This is a genomic window from Pseudomonas sp. NCCP-436 (assembly GCF_019656335.1).
GTDB lineage: Bacteria > Pseudomonadota > Gammaproteobacteria > Pseudomonadales > Pseudomonadaceae > Aquipseudomonas.
On sequence record NZ_BPLZ01000001.1, the window covers coordinates 417,879 to 432,407 of the forward strand.

General features: G+C 63.2%; 17 protein-coding genes and 2 pseudogenes. 11 read left to right on the plus strand and 8 right to left on the minus strand.

The window, feature by feature from the left end; all coding sequences use genetic code 11:
* Positions 1-81: 81 nt before the first annotated feature.
* The 4 genes from dgcA to NCCP436_RS01950 form a co-directional block, all read right to left on the minus strand.
* Positions 82-2,142, minus strand: a complete 2,061-nt coding sequence (dgcA, locus tag NCCP436_RS01935) for a dimethylglycine demethylation protein DgcA (protein ID WP_220802103.1) — start codon at positions 2,140-2,142, stop codon at positions 82-84.
* A gap of 84 nt (positions 2,143-2,226) precedes the next feature.
* Positions 2,227-2,757 carry a DUF5943 domain-containing protein gene (locus tag NCCP436_RS01940; RefSeq protein ID WP_220802104.1) on the minus strand — a complete coding sequence of 177 codons (531 nt, stop codon included), beginning with the start codon at positions 2,755-2,757 and terminating at the stop codon, positions 2,227-2,229.
* Positions 2,758-2,864: 107 nt separating this feature from the next.
* A complete protein-coding gene (locus tag NCCP436_RS01945; RefSeq protein WP_220802105.1) occupies positions 2,865-3,842 on the minus strand; it encodes a dipeptidase in 978 nt (325 codons plus the stop codon).
* 272 nt (positions 3,843-4,114) lie between these two features.
* The gene (locus tag NCCP436_RS01950; RefSeq protein ID WP_220802106.1) at positions 4,115-5,059 is read right to left on the minus strand and encodes a GlxA family transcriptional regulator; all 945 of its coding nucleotides are present in this window, start codon (positions 5,057-5,059) and stop codon (positions 4,115-4,117) included.
* Positions 5,060-5,297: 238 nt separating this feature from the next.
* Here NCCP436_RS01950 and choX point away from each other — a divergent pair, with 238 nt between their 5' ends.
* The 4 genes from choX (at position 5,298) to NCCP436_RS01970 (ending at position 8,944) form a co-directional block, all read left to right on the plus strand.
* Positions 5,298-6,230, plus strand: a complete 933-nt coding sequence (gene choX / locus NCCP436_RS01955) for a choline ABC transporter substrate-binding protein (RefSeq protein ID WP_220802107.1) — start codon at positions 5,298-5,300, stop codon at positions 6,228-6,230.
* A gap of 99 nt (positions 6,231-6,329) precedes the next feature.
* A complete protein-coding gene (locus tag NCCP436_RS01960) occupies positions 6,330-7,214 on the plus strand; it encodes a 3-keto-5-aminohexanoate cleavage protein (RefSeq protein ID WP_220802108.1) in 885 nt (294 codons plus the stop codon).
* 138 nt (positions 7,215-7,352) lie between these two features.
* On the plus strand, positions 7,353-8,318 hold the full coding sequence (locus NCCP436_RS01965; protein WP_220802109.1) for an L-carnitine dehydrogenase: 966 nt from the start codon (positions 7,353-7,355) through the stop codon (positions 8,316-8,318).
* A 152-nt stretch (positions 8,319-8,470) separates the two neighbouring features.
* Positions 8,471-8,944 carry a thioesterase family protein gene (locus NCCP436_RS01970; protein ID WP_220802110.1) on the plus strand — a complete coding sequence of 158 codons (474 nt, stop codon included), beginning with the start codon at positions 8,471-8,473 and terminating at the stop codon, positions 8,942-8,944.
* A gap of 17 nt (positions 8,945-8,961) precedes the next feature.
* Here the strand turns inward: NCCP436_RS01970 and NCCP436_RS01975 are convergent.
* Positions 8,962-9,258, minus strand: a pseudogene (locus tag NCCP436_RS01975) (YkgJ family cysteine cluster protein); the annotation flags it as partial.
* A gap of 34 nt (positions 9,259-9,292) precedes the next feature.
* Here NCCP436_RS01975 and NCCP436_RS17750 point away from each other — a divergent pair.
* The 5 genes from NCCP436_RS17750 to NCCP436_RS02000 all read left to right on the plus strand — a co-directional run bounded on the left by NCCP436_RS17750 (position 9,293) and on the right by NCCP436_RS02000 (position 12,088).
* On the plus strand, positions 9,293-9,568 hold the full coding sequence (locus NCCP436_RS17750) for a DUF3999 family protein (protein ID WP_375709461.1): 276 nt from the start codon (positions 9,293-9,295) through the stop codon (positions 9,566-9,568).
* A gap of 34 nt (positions 9,569-9,602) precedes the next feature.
* Positions 9,603-10,610 carry a class 1 fructose-bisphosphatase gene (locus NCCP436_RS01985; protein ID WP_220802111.1) on the plus strand — a complete coding sequence of 336 codons (1,008 nt, stop codon included), beginning with the start codon at positions 9,603-9,605 and terminating at the stop codon, positions 10,608-10,610.
* Positions 10,610-11,209: a DUF924 family protein gene (locus NCCP436_RS01990; RefSeq protein ID WP_220802112.1), complete on the plus strand. Its 600-nt coding sequence runs from the start codon at positions 10,610-10,612 to the stop codon at positions 11,207-11,209. The genes NCCP436_RS01985 and NCCP436_RS01990 overlap by 1 nt, the downstream gene beginning before the upstream one ends.
* A 68-nt stretch (positions 11,210-11,277) precedes the next feature.
* Positions 11,278-11,529, plus strand: coding sequence for an outer membrane protein assembly factor BamE (bamE, locus tag NCCP436_RS01995; RefSeq protein WP_220802113.1), 252 nt, complete (start codon positions 11,278-11,280; stop codon positions 11,527-11,529).
* A gap of 13 nt (positions 11,530-11,542) precedes the next feature.
* Positions 11,543-12,088 carry a lipocalin family protein gene (locus NCCP436_RS02000; protein ID WP_220802114.1) on the plus strand — a complete coding sequence of 182 codons (546 nt, stop codon included), beginning with the start codon at positions 11,543-11,545 and terminating at the stop codon, positions 12,086-12,088.
* A gap of 16 nt (positions 12,089-12,104) precedes the next feature.
* On the opposite strand, the gene NCCP436_RS02005 is transcribed toward NCCP436_RS02000, so the two are convergent.
* The gene (locus tag NCCP436_RS02005) at positions 12,105-12,542 is read right to left on the minus strand and encodes a hypothetical protein (RefSeq protein WP_220802115.1); all 438 of its coding nucleotides are present in this window, start codon (positions 12,540-12,542) and stop codon (positions 12,105-12,107) included.
* A 193-nt stretch (positions 12,543-12,735) separates the two neighbouring features.
* Here NCCP436_RS02005 and pip point away from each other — a divergent pair, with 193 nt between their 5' ends.
* Entirely contained in the window at positions 12,736-13,707 is a 972-nt protein-coding gene (pip, locus tag NCCP436_RS02010; RefSeq protein ID WP_220802116.1) for a prolyl aminopeptidase, read from the plus strand.
* Positions 13,704-14,141 carry a D-aminoacyl-tRNA deacylase gene (gene dtd / locus NCCP436_RS02015; RefSeq protein ID WP_220802117.1) on the plus strand — a complete coding sequence of 146 codons (438 nt, stop codon included), beginning with the start codon at positions 13,704-13,706 and terminating at the stop codon, positions 14,139-14,141. Before pip ends, dtd begins: the two co-directional genes overlap by 4 nt.
* Before the next feature lie 10 nt (positions 14,142-14,151).
* Here the strand turns inward: dtd and tatA are convergent, their stop codons facing one another.
* Positions 14,152-14,370 carry a twin-arginine translocase TatA/TatE family subunit gene (gene tatA, locus NCCP436_RS02020; protein WP_220802118.1) on the minus strand — a complete coding sequence of 73 codons (219 nt, stop codon included), beginning with the start codon at positions 14,368-14,370 and terminating at the stop codon, positions 14,152-14,154.
* A 37-nt stretch (positions 14,371-14,407) separates the two neighbouring features.
* Positions 14,408-14,529: pseudogene (locus tag NCCP436_RS02025) on the minus strand (IS3 family transposase); the annotation flags it as partial.

Sequence of the window (14,529 nt, forward strand, 5' to 3'; positions counted from 1 at the left end):
GGCGGCGTAAGCCCGCCACCGTAAGGCGCCGCGTAAATGCCTGGGTGGAGGGCCGTGGCCATCCACCCTACAAAAGCCCGATCAGAAGTCCTTGCACAGGCGCAGGGCGTCGTAGATCGCGGCGTGGGTGTTGCGCTGGGCCACGCAATCACCGATGCGGAACAGCAGGTAGCCGTCGCCCGGCTCGGACAGGCAAGGCTGCGGCTTGATCGCAAACAGCGCCTCGATATCGATCTGGCCCTTGTTGCGCGAACCGGCCTTGAGCGCGTAGTACAGCGACTCATCCGGACGCACGCCGTTCTCCACCACCACCTGGTCGACCACACGCTCTTCCTTGGCGCCGGTGTATTCGTTCTCCAGTACCGCCACCAGCTTGTCGCCTTCGCGGTAGACCTTTTCCAGCATCAGGTCGCCGGTCATGATGACTTCCTTCGGGTACAGGCTGCGGTAGTAGGGCGGGAAGCTGGTGCCACCCACGGCGATACCGGGCTTGATGTCGTCGGTCACCAGCTCCACCTGCGCGCCCTTGTCGGCCAGGTAGTCGGCCACAGACATGCCGGTGAATTCGCAGATGGTGTCGTAGACCAGCACGTTCTTGCCCGGCTCGACCTTGCCCGAGAGCACGTCCCAGCTGCTGACCACCAGCCCTTCGGCCGCGCCCCAGTGTTCGTTCTGCTCCAGGAACGGATGACCGCCGTTGGCCAGCACCACGATGTCCGGATTCAGGCCCAGGATGCTGGACTCATCGGCCGGCGTGCTCAGACGTAGGTCCACGCCCAGACGCGCCAGTTCCAGCTGGTACCAGCGGGTGATACCGGCAATCTGGTCGCGCTGCGGGGCGCGCGCGGCAATGCTGATCTGCCCGCCCAGGCTGTCCTGTTTTTCGAACATGATCACTTCGTGACCGCGTTCGGCGGAAACGCGTGCCGCTTCCATGCCGGCCGGGCCGCCGCCAACGATCACCACGCGACGCTTGGGCCCGGTGGATTTCTCGATGATGTGCGGTACGCCCATATATTCACGGCTGGTGGCGGCGTTCTGAATGCACAGCACATCCAGGCCCTGGTACTGACGGTCGATGCAATAGTTGGCGCCAACGCACTGCTTGATCTGGTCGACCTGGCCCATCTTGATCTTGGCGATCAGGTGCGGGTCGGCCATATGCGCGCGGGTCATGCCGACCATGTCCACGTAGCCGCCTTCGAGGATGCGCGTGGCCTGGTTCGGGTCCTTGATGTTCTGCGCGTGCAGCACCGGCACCTTGACCACTTCCTTGATCCCGGCGGCCAGGTGCAGGAACGGCTCCGGCGGGAAGCTCATGTTGGGGATGACGTTGGCCAGGGTGTTGTGGGTGTCGCAACCGGAGCCGACCACGCCGATGAAATCGATCATGCCGGTGGCGTCGTAGTAGGCCGCGATCTGCTTCATGTCCTCATGGGACAGACCATCGGGGTGGAACTCGTCACCAGTAATGCGCATGCCCACGCAGAAGTCGTCGCCGACTTCCTTGCGCACGGCCTTGAGCACTTCCAGGCCGAACTTCATGCGGCCTTCAAAGGTGCCGCCCCACTCATCGGTACGCTTGTTCACCCGAGGCGACCAGAACTGGTCGATCAGGTGCTGGTGCACGGCCGACAGCTCGACGCCGTCCAGACCGCCCTCTTTGGCCCGACGCGCGGCCTGGGCGTAGTTGCCGATGATGCGCCAGATTTCCTCTTCCTCGATGGTCTTGCAGGTGGCGCGGTGTACCGGCTCACGAATGCCGGACGGCGACACCAGGGTCGGCCAGTGGTAGCCATCCCAGCGCGAGCGGCGGCCCATGTGGGTAATCTGGATCATGATCTTGGCGCCGTGCTTGTGCATGGCGTCAGCCAGGTTCTGGAAGTGCGGGATGATGCGGTCGGTGGACAGGTTGACCGAGCTCCACCATTGCTGCGGGCTGTCGATGGCCACTACCGAGGAGCCGCCACAAATGGCCAGGCCGATGCCGCCCTTGGCTTTCTCCTCGTAGTACTTCACGTAGCGCTCGGTGGTCATTCCGCCGTCGGTGGCGTAGACCTCAGCGTGCGCGGTCGACAGCACGCGGTTGCGGATGGTGAGCTTGCCGATCTGGATCGGCTGGAACATTGCTTCGAAGGCCATGACCTTCTCCTCGATTCGGCGTTTACGCGCTCACGGTGCGCGGATTGGTCATCGGGCGGGCAGGGCCCGCCGTGGAAGGTTGGATCAGAGTGGGCGGGTGACGAACAGGCCGTCTTCGTGACCTTCTTCGGCGCCGCTGTAGACCTGCTCGGTGACCGTGCGGATCGGGCTGCCGGCGGCGGCCAGGATCTGGTCGATGGCGCCGGAGAACCAGCCGGTGAACATGTAGTCGACCTTGCGACCTACCTTGCCGTAGACGTAGACGAAGGCCGAGTGCTTGAGCTTGACCTCGGCGTGACCGGTTTCCAGATCCAGCTTCTGCGTTTCGAACAGGCCCCAGCCACGTTGCGACAAGCGCTTCATGTAGTGCTCGAACACCGCGGCACCGGAAATGCCGTGACACTCGGCTTCTTTTTCACACCAGTGCCAGGCGCTCTTGTAGCCGGCCTTGTAGAGAATCTCGGCGTATTTGTCTGCGCCGAGCACCTCTTCGATGCCCATGTGGTTGTTGACGAAGAAATGACGCGGCACATACAGCATCGGCAGGGCGTCGGTGGTCCATACGCCGGTTTCGTCATCGACTTCGATGGGCATTTCGGGGGCGTGGGTGGCCATGTGTTCAAACTCCAGAATTCGTTGTGTTACGTGTTTGCAAAAGCGCATGAATCGTTGTGGAGCGCGGCGCGGCTACCTGTGAGCGCAGTCGGCTCCACCAGCGTTGGTCATTCGCCCCAGACGTCCTTGAGTACGCGCACCCAGTTTTCTCCCATGACCTTGCGCACCACGCGCTCGGGCATGCCGCGTTTGAGCAGCGTTTCGGTCAGGTTGGGGAATTCGCCCACGGTGCGGATGCCCAGCGGGTTGACGATCTTGCCGAAGTTGGTCAGACGACGGGCGTAGCCCTTGTCGTGGGTCAGCCACTCGAAGAAGTCCTTGCCGTGGCCTTGGGTGAAGTCGGTGCCGATGCCGATGGCGTCTTCACCGACGATGTTCATCACGTACTCGATGGCCTCGGCGTAGTCGTCGATGGTCGAGTCGATGCCCTTGGCCAGGAACGGGGCGAACATGGTTACGCCGACGAAGCCGCCGTGGTCGGCGATGAATTTCAGTTCTTCATCGGACTTGTTGCGCGGATGTTCTTTGAGGCCGGACGGCAGGCAGTGGGAGTAGCACACCGGTTTTTTCGAGGCCAGGATGACCTCTTCACTGGTCTTGCTGCCCACGTGCGAGAGGTCGCACATGATGCCGACACGGTTCATCTCGGCAACGATCTCGTGACCGAAACCGGAGAGGCCGCCGTCACGCTCGTAGCAGCCGGTGCCGACCAGGTTCTGGGTGTTGTAGCACATCTGCACGATGCCCACGCCCAGCTGCTTGAAGATCTCTACGTAGCCGATCTGGTCCTCGAACGCATGGGCGTTCTGGAAGCCGTAGAGGATGCCGGTCTTGCCCAGCTCCTTGGCCTTGTAGATGTCGGCGGTGGTGCGTACCGGAATCACCAGATCGCTGTTCTCGCGGATCAGGTTGTTGCTGGCGACGATGTTGTTGACCGTGGCCTGAAACCCTTCCCATACCGACACGGTGCAGTTGGCGGCGGTCAGACCGCCCTTGCGCATGTCTTCGAAGAGTTCACGGTTCCACTTGGCGATGATCAGCCCGTCGATGACGATGCTGTCGGCGTGCAATTCGGCTGGGCTCATAAGGCTTGTCCCCTGAACGAATACACCGCATCGGCTGGCGGTGCTTTGGGGAAAGCTTATCCCTGGGGGGCTGGCCGACCCGGTGCAAAAGCGACTGGGGGATTGCCGAAAGCGTCAAGCCGAGGTCGCGAATGAATACGAAGCCTTGCCATCCCATAACCCGCAGGTACGGTCGGGCGGCATTGCGTTTTCAGCCGCGATTCGTCCCGAAGCGGCGAGCTAAAGGATATTTCGTGGTGAAGCGGCTCCGGCGTGGCCGTGCCGGCTGTCGATCAGTCCAGTCGCTCGCGGCGGTCCTTGCTGGGGCTGGCGGCGAAGCGCCTGCGGTAGCAGCGCGAGAAATACGACGCCGAGTCGAAACCGCAGGCCAGGCTCACCTCCAGCACGCTGAGGTCGCTCTGGCGCAGCAACTGGCGCGCCTTGTCCAGGCGCAGCTCCAGGTAGAAGGCCGAGGGGGTGGTGTCCAGATGATGACGGAACAGACGCTCCAGCTGACGCACGCTGATGCCCACCTGAGCGGCCAGCACTTCGCTGGATAGCGGCTGCTCGCACTGGCGTTCCATCTCGCCGATCACCCGTACCAGTTTCTTGTTGTGCAGGTCGTAGCGGCTGGCGACCTGCATGCGCTGGTGATCCAGGCGCGTGCGGATACGGCTGACCACGAACTGCTCCGAGACCTTCACGGCCAGTGCTTCGCCGTGTTCCCGGCCGATCAGCCCCAGCATCAGATCCAGGCTGCTGGTGCCACCCGCGCTGGTGATGCGCTTGCCGTCGATCTCGAACAGCTCCTGGGTGACCAGTAGCGCCGGGTAGCGCTCACGGAAGGCATCGATGGCCTCCCAGTGCAGAGTCAGGCGCTGATGCTGGAACAGTCCGGCCTCGGCCAGCACGAAGCTGCCGGTATCGATGCCGCCAAGTACCGTCAGTTCCGCCTCGCGACGTTGCAGCCAGTGCGCCAGGTGATGATCGTAGTGGGCCAGTGGCTCGAAACCGGCGACAACGAACAGCGCCCGGGTATCGTCCGGCAGTTCCAGCGCGCCGTCGACGTTCAGCGACATGCCGTTGCTCGCCTGTACGGCGTTGCCGTCCCGGCTGAGCAGGCGCCATCGATACAGCTCGCCGCGAAAGCGGTTGGCCACGCGCAGCGGTTCGATGGCCGACATCAGGCCCATCATGGAAAAGCCGGGCAGCAGCAGGAAGCAGAAGGTCTGGGGCATACAGATCACGAGGCTGGAGCAGGGTGGCTGGTAGCTCGAGAGATTAATACGCCATCAGTGCATCTGTACCGAAAACTGGTCGCTGAAGGTCAATAAATGGTCGGTCAGATGCGAATTTTGCGTCAGGGGCGGGCGTAAGGTGTTTTCATCGGGAGGCGAGCAATCCCGAGCACGGTGGGGGCTTGAAGCCTCTAGAAGAACGAAATAGAACCGCTGTGACACGATGAGGAGCACCCAGATGAAAGGTCTTACCGCACTGGCCGCGTGCTGCACCCTGAGCCTGTTCAGTACCTCCCTGCTGGCCGATGACGCCAGTTGCAAGAACGTTCGCATCGGCGCCGTCGGCTGGACCGACGTGGTCGCCACCACTGCCGTTGCCAGCGAGCTGCTGCAGGGGCTCGGCTACGAAACCAAGCAGACCCAGGCCTCGCAACAGATCATCTTCGCCGGTATCCAGAAGGGGCAGATCGACGCCTTTCTCGGCTACTGGAAGCCGATCATGGACGACAACATCAAGCCCTTCCTCGATGCCGGCGCGGTGAAGGTGGCCGCCGAACCGTCGCTGGATGACGCGGTGGCAGTGCTGGCGGTGCCCAGCTACACCGCCGACAAGGGCCTGAAAACCCTGGCCGATATCGCCAGGTTCAAGGACGAGCTGGACGGCAAGATCTACGGTATCGAGGCCGGCTCCGGGGCCAATACGGCGATCCAGAAGATGATCGATACCAACCAGTTCGGCCTCGGCGGCTTCAAGCTGGTCGAATCCAGCGAGGCCGGCATGCTCGCCGCAGTTGGGCGTGCCGTGCGCAACGAGAAACCGGTGGTGTTCTTCGGCTGGAAGCCGCATCCGATGAACCTGTCGATGCAGATCACCTATCTGACCGGCACCGAGGATGTGTTCGGCCCCAACGACGGAGCCGCCACGGTGTCCACCGTAACCGCGCCGGACTACGCCGAGCGCTGCCCCAACGCCAACCGTCTGCTGACCAGCCTGCGTTTTACCAGTGAGCAGGAAGCGGAGCTGATGCAGCCGATCATGGATCGCAAGCAGCCAGCGCAGGTGGCGCGTGACTGGATCAAGGCCAACCCGAAGGTGGTCGAGGCCTGGCTCGCAGGCGTCACCACCTTCGACGGCAAGCCCGCCAGCGCGGCGCTGATCGCCGGCAACTGATACGCGAGCGCCGGTCGAGCCGGCGCTGATTTCCCTTTTTGCACAATGCCTGCGGCCCTGCCGTCGGCCCCCGTTCGCCCCTGGAAAGGACAGTTGAGCATGAACTACGAGGTTATCGTCACCTGTGCGGTGACCGGCGCCGGCGACACCGTCGGCAAGCACCCGGCGATCCCGGTTACGCCAAAGGAAATCGCGGCGGCCGCCATCGAGGCGGCCAAGGCGGGAGCCACTGTCGCTCACTGCCATGTGCGTGATCCGCAGACCGGCAAGCCGAGCCGTGATGTGGCGCTGTACCGAGAGGTAGTCGAACGCATCCGTGAAAGCGACACCGACGTGATCATCAATCTCACCGCCGGCATGGGCGGTGATCTGGAAATCGGCAAGGGTGAACAGCCGCTGGAGTTCGGTTCCGGCACCGACCTGGTCGGGCCGCTCACCCGCCTGGCGCATGTCGAGGAGCTGCTGCCGGAAATCTGCACCCTGGACTGCGGCACGCTGAATTTCGGCGACGGCGACTTCATCTACGTCTCCACCCCGGCGCAACTGCGTGCCGGTGCCAGGCGCATCACCGAGCTGGGGGTGAAGGCCGAGCTGGAAATCTTCGATACCGGCCACCTGTGGTTCGCCAAGCAGATGATCAGGGAAGGCCTGCTGGACGACCCGCTGATCCAGCTGTGCCTGGGCATCCCATGGGGCGCGCCGGCCGACACCACCACCATGAAGGCCATGGCCGACAACCTGCCGCCGGGTGTCACCTGGGCCGGCTTCGGCATCGGGCGGATGCAGATGCCGATGGTCGCCCAGGCCATGCTGCTCGGCGGCCACGTGCGCGTGGGCCTGGAGGACAACATCTGGCTGGATCGTGGCGTACATGCCAGCAACGGCCAACTGGTCGAGCGCGCCATCGAGATCATCGAGCGCCTCGGTGGCCGCGCCCTGACCCCGGCCGAAGGGCGGGAAAAGATGAAGCTCAAGCGTCGCTAGCGCGGCTTTCCCCCCTCTCCCAATCATGGGAGAGGGGCCGGGGAGAGGCTTGTGTGCATCTCCCGTAGCCCGGATGAAATCCGGGAAAAACTTCACCTGCCATGCCCCGGATTGCATCCGGGCCACCGGAGTTCAACCATGACCTTCGTTACCGATATCAAGACATTCGCCGCCCTCGGCACCGGCGTGATCGGCGCCGGCTGGATCGCCCGCGCCCTGGCCCATGGCCTGGATGTGATCGCCTGGGATCCGGCCCCCGGCGCCGAAGCCGCGCTGCGCAGCCGTCTGGCCAATGCCTGGCCGGCGCTGGAGAAAAAGGGGCTGGCGCCCGGTGCTTCGCTTGAGCGCCTGCGCTTCGTGAGCAGCATCGAAGACTGCGTACACGATGCCGATTTCATTCAGGAAAGCGCGCCCGAACGGCTCGAACTCAAGTGCGAACTGCACGCCAGGATCAGCGCCGCGGCGCGCCCGGACGTGCTGATCGGCTCCAGTACCTCGGGGCTGCTGCCCAGTGAGTTCTATGAAGGTGCCACGCACCCGGAGCGCTGCGTGGTCGGCCATCCGTTCAATCCGGTGTACCTGCTGCCACTGGTGGAGGTGGTGGGCGGGGCGAAGACCGCGCCCGAGGCCGTACAGGCGGCGATCAGGGTGTACGAGGCGCTGGGCATGCGCCCCTTGCATGTGCGCAAGGAAGTACCGGGTTTTATCGCCGACCGTCTGCTCGAAGCGCTGTGGCGCGAGGCGTTGCACCTGGTCAACGACGGCGTGGCGACTACCGGCGAGATCGACGATGCGATCCGTTTCGGTGCCGGCCTGCGCTGGTCGTTCATGGGTAGCTTCCTGACCTACACCCTGGCCGGCGGCCCGGCCGGCATGCGCCACTTCATGGCCCAGTTCGGCCCGGCGCTGAAACTGCCCTGGACCTACCTTGAGGCGCCCGAGCTCACCGAGAGCCTGATCGATGCAGTGGTCGAGGGCACGGCCGAACAGCAGGGCGAGCGCAGCCTGGACGCCCTGGAGCGCTACCGCGACGACTGCCTGCTGGCGGTGCTGGAAGCGATTCGTCAGACCAAGGCCAGGCACGGCTTCGCCTTCGCCGAGTGAATCGAATCATACCGGTGCGCATGGCGCACCCTGAAGACCGACGCCCATCCGGCTCCACTCTCCCGCTTGCGGAAGACGACTGCATGGATGCAGACGTCAGGGCGACGCAGGACGCCAAAGTCGAGAGCTGAGGGCCTTATCGGAATACCAACATGAGTCTGCCAACCTATCGCACCACCATCTCCCCCGATTGGGTCGACTACAACGGGCACCTGCGCGACGCCTTCTACCTGCTGATATTCAGCCACGCCACCGATGCGCTGATGGACGTGCTGGGGCTGGACGAAGCCGGTCGCGCCCGTATCGGACACACGCTGTATACCCTGGAATGCCACCTCAACTTCCTGGCCGAGGTGAAGGAGGGCGAACCGGTGGAAGTGCGCACGCAGCTGTTGGCACATGACACCAAACGCCTGCATATCCACCACGCGCTGTATCGACCCGGTGACGACGCCAGCCTGGCGGAAAGCGAGCAGATGCTGATGAACATCGACAGCGCCGCCGGCCGCGCGGCGCCGTTCGCCGATCAGGTTGCAGAAAGAGTCGCGCAACTGGCCAGCGAGCATCAGGGGTTGCCGCAGCCGGCCTGCGTTGGCCGGGTCATCGGCCTGCGCCGCTCTGCGTAGAGGGCGCCGTGTGAGCCTTATTTGGGCTTGTACGCGCAGTAACCCGGCCGCGGGCCGACCTTGGGGTGATGACGGCAGGTGTCCGGGCGCTTTTCGTAGACAGTGCACAGGCGCGTCTTGCGGTCGAGGAACAGGCAGTCGTTATTGGACATGCGCGTCAGGGTGAAGATGCCCGACTTCTGGTTGAAGCGTTCGACGATGCCGTCCTTCTGCAGACGCCTGGCGATGTTTTTCGGCGGTTCGCTGCGCTCGAACTCGTCCACCAGCTCCAGGCGAATCAGGCCGTTAAGGCGCACTTCAACGGGCAGGGTGCAGCTGCTATCAGGCGGGGCGTCATCATGGTTGGCTATGGTACGGTCTGCGCCGCTGCGGTCACGGGTCGACGTCAGTGCTGTCCCGTCCGAGGTGGATGCGCCGGCGAGTGTGGCGACGGACTGGAAGCGCTGGGGGCTCTGGGCCGTGTTGCTGCTTGGCGTGGTCTTGCTGGCTGTGATGGCGGCGAGCCTTCTGCGTCGGCCTGAAAAGGCTGAGCCAGGCCAGAGCGCCCGTATCGGCGGCCTGCTGGCAGGTGGCATCGTCAGCCATCCATCCCGGCAGGCAGCATTGCGCAGCGACTCGGGTTAAACTGCGCAGGTTTTTTCCTATTCCGGAGCCGTCCATGTCCCGCGTCACCCTGAGCCGCTATCTGATCGAGCAGACTCGCAGCCACAACACCCCGGCCGACCTGCGTTTCCTTATCGAAGTCGTGGCGCGGGCCTGCAAGGCAATCAGCCATCAGGTTTCCAAGGGCGCCCTTGGCGGGGTGCTCGGAAGTCTCGACAGTGAAAACGTGCAGGGCGAGGTGCAGAAGAAGCTCGACGTGATCTCCAACGAGATCTTGCTGGAGGCCAACGAGTGGGGCGGCCACCTGGCCGGCATGGCCTCCGAGGAAATGGACAATGCCTACCAGATTCCCGGCAAGTACCCGAAGGGGGCCTACCTGCTGGTGTTCGACCCGCTGGACGGCTCCAGCAACATTGACGTCAACGTCTCGGTCGGCACCATCTTCTCGGTGCTGCGTTGCCCGGATCGCCATGGCGAGACCGGCGACCTGGGTGAGGAAGCCTTCCTCCAGCCGGGTACCCAGCAGGTTGCTGCCGGCTACGCCATCTACGGCCCGCAGACCATGCTGATGCTGACCCTCGGTGACGGCGTCAAGGGCTTCACTCTGGACCGCGAGCTGGGCAGCTTCGTGCTTACTCACGACAACATCCGGGTGCCGGAGGCGACCAAGGAATTCGCCATCAACATGTCCAACCAGCGTCACTGGGAGCCGCCGGTGCAACGTTATGTCACCGAGCTGCTGGCCGGCGAGACCGGGCCGCTGGGCAAGAACTACAACATGCGCTGGATTGCCTCGATGGTTGCCGATGTGCACCGTATCCTGACCCGTGGCGGCATCTTCATGTATCCGCGCGACGCCCGCGAGCCGGAGAAACCGGGCAAGCTGCGTCTGATGTACGAGGCCAACCCGATGTCGATGATCATCGAACAGGCCGGTGGCGCCGCTACCAATGGTCATCAGCGCATTCTCGATGTTCAGCCGGAGTCGTTGCACCAACGTGTGGCGGTGTTCCTCGGCTCGAAGGAAGAAGTGCTGCGTATCACTGCCTACCACCGCAACTGATGGACGCCTGGCAGCCTCTGCTCGACTGGTGGTTCGGCGCGGAGGCTCCGGCTGCCGAGGTGGCCGCTGCTCGCCATGGACTATGGTTCGGCAAGCGCGACGAGCAGGATCGCGAGGCCGAGCAACGCTTCGGCGTACAGGTTCGCCAGGCTCTGAGCGGCGGTCTGCAGGACTGGAAACAGTCGCCGCAGGGCTGGCTGGCACTGCTGATTCTGCTGGATCAGTTGCCGCGGATGATCTTCCGCAATACGCCACAGGCTTTTGCCGGTGATCCGCTGGCCCTTGCGCTGCTGGAGGACGGGCTGGCAAAACAGTGGGATCGGCGGTTGCCGCCGATTCGCCGGGTATTTGCCTATCTGATTCTCGAGCATGCCGAGGATCCGCTGCTGCAGGATAGGGCTGTGGCCTGCTTTCGTGTCTTGCTGAACGAGGCTACCGAGGAGGAGCGGGGATTGTTCGCGAACTTTCTCGAGTTTGCCGAGCGGCACCAGCAGGTAATCAGGCTTTTTGGCCGCTTTCCTCATCGCAATGCCATTCTCGGACGTCATTCCAGTCCCAAGGAAGTTGCTTTTCTAGGGGAACCCGGTTCGCGTTTCTGAACTCCAAGCGGGCAAGACGCCGGCGGCTATGCCAAGCTTGCTGGCACTTTCCCATCAGGAGTTCTCCAATGTCGATGCGTATCGCGGCGCTGCTCGCCTGCTGCCTCCTGGCGGCCTGCAGCAAGATCAACCAGGACAACTACGCCAAGCTCAAACCGGGTATGAGCAAGGACGAAGTGGAGCGGCTGCTGGGCGCGCCAGACGAATGCGCCGGGGCACTGGGCATGACCAGTTGTACTTGGACCAACGGGCAGAGTTACATCAGCGTCCAGTATGGCGGAGACACGGTCATGCTGTTCTCTGGCAAGGGACTCAAATAAACGGGAGCAGATAATGCGCGGCACTCTGGTTGTCAGTGTTCTTGCGGTTCTTGCCGGTTGTGCCAATTCCGGAACAGGGTCGATTCCTCCAGTGCCACCGAAGACCATGCAGGTGGATCTGCAGCGTTATCAGGGCACCTGGTACGAACTGGCACGCCTGCCGCTGTACTTCCAGCGTCAGTGTGTGCAGTCCGAGGCCCACTATGCGCTGCAGGCTTCGGGCAGCATCGCCGTGACCAACCGCTGCCGCACTGCCGAGGGTGAGTGGCAGGAAGTTACCGGCCAGGCCGAGCCGCAGGAGGAGGGACACACCGACAAGTTCTCGGTGCGCTTCGACAACTGGGCCAGCCGTCTACTGCGGATTCGCGGCGATTACTGGGTGCTGTACCACGACAGCGACTATCAGGTTGCGCTGGTCGGCCATCCGCAACGCAAGTATCTCTGGCTGCTGTCGCGTACTCCGCAGGTGGACGAGGCGACCCGTCAGCAATTGCTGTCGGTAGCCCGCGAGCGAGGCTATCGCAATACTGACGAGCTGATCTGGCGCAAGGCCGATTGAGGCTGGCGCTGCGACATCATTCCCAGTCCAGGCGGCCCAGCTTCCATTCGCCGTCTTCCAGCCACCATTCAAGACGCACCGCATAGTGCCTGGCGCTGTCCGGAATCAGTCCTTCGGCGCCGGTGAGGGCAATCTGCGCCTCACTGTGGCCACGGCTGGAAACAACCGGGTCGACCCAACTGCTCTTGCTCAGGGCGATTACCCGTACGTTGCGGTGACGCAGAAAGAGCAGAGTCATGGTGCGCCTGGCCCATTCACGGTCGAGCGACTGGCGGGCGAGGAACTCTCCGTGCAACTGATCCATCACGGCCGAGGTGTTCTTGGCTTCGATATTTTCCTGCAGACGCTGCGTCGCTGCTTCCAGCGCCACCTGCGGATCGTTGCGGGAGCAGCCGCCGAGCAGCAGGGCGATGGTCAGCAGCAGAGGCCAAAGGGCCAGTTGACGGCTCGACATGCCGAAGTTCCTTTTCATGGTTATGATGCCCGGCAGGGCCGCGGCTGGTAGCCGCCCCACGCCGTGTCTCCGACTGTTGCGGAGCATGGTGGGCCGGCACGCTGGATGTTACAGCGACATGCGGGCTTTCACAGACTGTTTTGCCGGGCCATCGCCAATATCGGTGGTTCTCACGTTCAGCCAGGAGCCAGTCATGCAGACCCTGTACCCGGAGATCAAGCCATACGCCCGCCACCAACTGGCGGTGGAGCCCCCTCATGTCCTGTACGTGGATGAGAGTGGTTCGGCGGACGGCCTGCCGGTGATGTTTATCCACGGCGGGCCGGGTGCGGGTTGCGATGCTGCCAGCCGCCGCTACTTCGATCCGACCTTGTACCGCATCGTCACCTTTGACCAGCGCGGCTGCGGCCGTTCGACCCCGCACGCGAGCCTGGAGAACAACACCACCCAGGCACTGATAGCCGACATCGAGCGGATCCGCGAGCACCTGGGTATCGAGCAGTTCGTGCTGTTTGGCGGCTCATGGGGTTCGACTCTGGCACTGGCCTATGCCCAGACGCATCCGCAGCGGGTGCTCGGTCTGATCCTGCGCGGCATCTTCCTGTGTCGCCCGCAGGAGATGCAGTGGTTCTATCAGGAAGGGGCCAGCCGGCTGTTCCCGGATTACTGGGAGGACTACCTGGCACCAATCCCGGTGGAGGAGCGTGCTGATCTGATGCAGGCCTTCTATAAGCGACTGACCGGCGCCGACCAGATTGCCCAGATGCACGCGGCCAGGGCTTGGTCGACCTGGGAAGGACGCACTGCCACTTTGCGCCCCAACAGCCAGGTCGTCGATCATTTCAGCGAGCCGCTACGGGCTCTTTCCATAGCCCGTATCGAGTGCCACTACTTCGTCAACAATGCCTTCCTCGAGGCCGATCAGTTGCTGCGTGACATGCCGAAGATAGCCCACCTGCCGGGCATCATCGTGCACGGTCGCTACGATGTGATCTGCCCGCTGGATAATGCCTGGGCACTGCATCAGGCCTGGCCCAACAGCGAGCTACAGATCATCCGCGACGCCGGCCACTCGGCTGCCGAGCCAGGCATCACCGATGCACTGGTGCGAGCCACCGAAACCATGGCCAGGCGTCTGCTCGATCTGCCGCCGGAGGACGCATGAAGCTGCTGATTCAGCGCGTTCGCAGCGCGCGGGTAGAGGTTCGGGAGGAAGTGGTCGGCAGCATTGACCAGGGTCTGCTGGCGCTGGTCGGAGTGGAGCCGCAGGATGATCAGGCGAGTGTCGCCCGCGCCCTGCATAAGCTGCTCAACTACCGTGTATTCAGCGACGATGCCGGCAAGATGAATCGTTCCCTGGCGGATGTCGGTGGTGGCTTGCTGCTGGTCTCACAGTTTACTCTGGCCGCCGACACCAAAAGTGGCATGCGCCCCAGCTTCTCCAGCGCCGCGCCACCTGCCCAGGGGGAGAGGCTGTTCGACGCGCTGGTGGCGCTGGCGCGCGAGCAGCATCCGAATGTGGCGACCGGGCGTTTCGGTGCCGACATGCAGGTGCATCTGGTCAACGACGGGCCGGTGACCTTCCTTCTGGAGGTCTGAGTCTGGCGCCTCAGATATGCTCCTGTTTCTCCTGAGCAGTCTTCATGCTGCTGGTGCCTTCCTGAGTGATCGTTGCCACCTCGCCATTGCTGCCCAGCGAACGACGGAAGCCGCCGATGGCATCGCCCAGATCACTGCCGAGTGTGCGCAGGCGCTTGCTGCCGAACAGCATGATGACGATGAGTAGGATGATGAGAAGCTGCCAGATGCTGATGCCGGCTATGCCCATGAAATGTCTCTCCCAAGGTTGGTCGGATAAGGGGGTTCTACCCCATTTCCACGGACGGTTTGAAAAGGGCTGAAAACTTCAGATCTTGCCGGGCGACTCTACGACGCATTCGTGGGTTATGAAACCGCTCGATGTAGTCGAATAGATCCGCCCGTGCTT

Excerpts from the sequence above, each read along its gene's own strand:
- dgcA (WP_220802103.1), bottom strand. The coding sequence starts at position 2,142 with ATGGCCTTCGAAGCAATGTTCCAGCCGATCCAGATCGGCAAGCTCACC.
- NCCP436_RS01940 (WP_220802104.1), bottom strand. The coding sequence starts at position 2,757 with ATGGCCACCCACGCCCCCGAAATGCCCATCGAAGTCGATGACGAAACC.
- NCCP436_RS01945 (WP_220802105.1), bottom strand. The coding sequence starts at position 3,842 with ATGAGCCCAGCCGAATTGCACGCCGACAGCATCGTCATCGACGGGCTG.
- NCCP436_RS01950 (WP_220802106.1), bottom strand. The coding sequence starts at position 5,059 with ATGCCCCAGACCTTCTGCTTCCTGCTGCTGCCCGGCTTTTCCATGATG.
- choX (WP_220802107.1), top strand. The coding sequence starts at position 5,298 with ATGAAAGGTCTTACCGCACTGGCCGCGTGCTGCACCCTGAGCCTGTTC.
- NCCP436_RS01960 (WP_220802108.1), top strand. The coding sequence starts at position 6,330 with ATGAACTACGAGGTTATCGTCACCTGTGCGGTGACCGGCGCCGGCGAC.
- NCCP436_RS01965 (WP_220802109.1), top strand. The coding sequence starts at position 7,353 with ATGACCTTCGTTACCGATATCAAGACATTCGCCGCCCTCGGCACCGGC.
- NCCP436_RS01970 (WP_220802110.1), top strand. The coding sequence starts at position 8,471 with ATGAGTCTGCCAACCTATCGCACCACCATCTCCCCCGATTGGGTCGAC.
- NCCP436_RS17750 (WP_375709461.1), top strand. The coding sequence starts at position 9,293 with ATGGTACGGTCTGCGCCGCTGCGGTCACGGGTCGACGTCAGTGCTGTC.
- NCCP436_RS01985 (WP_220802111.1), top strand. The coding sequence starts at position 9,603 with ATGTCCCGCGTCACCCTGAGCCGCTATCTGATCGAGCAGACTCGCAGC.
- NCCP436_RS01990 (WP_220802112.1), top strand. The coding sequence starts at position 10,610 with ATGGACGCCTGGCAGCCTCTGCTCGACTGGTGGTTCGGCGCGGAGGCT.
- bamE (WP_220802113.1), top strand. The coding sequence starts at position 11,278 with ATGTCGATGCGTATCGCGGCGCTGCTCGCCTGCTGCCTCCTGGCGGCC.
- NCCP436_RS02000 (WP_220802114.1), top strand. The coding sequence starts at position 11,543 with ATGCGCGGCACTCTGGTTGTCAGTGTTCTTGCGGTTCTTGCCGGTTGT.
- NCCP436_RS02005 (WP_220802115.1), bottom strand. The coding sequence starts at position 12,542 with ATGTCGAGCCGTCAACTGGCCCTTTGGCCTCTGCTGCTGACCATCGCC.
- pip (WP_220802116.1), top strand. The coding sequence starts at position 12,736 with ATGCAGACCCTGTACCCGGAGATCAAGCCATACGCCCGCCACCAACTG.
- dtd (WP_220802117.1), top strand. The coding sequence starts at position 13,704 with ATGAAGCTGCTGATTCAGCGCGTTCGCAGCGCGCGGGTAGAGGTTCGG.
- tatA (WP_220802118.1), bottom strand. The coding sequence starts at position 14,370 with ATGGGCATAGCCGGCATCAGCATCTGGCAGCTTCTCATCATCCTACTC.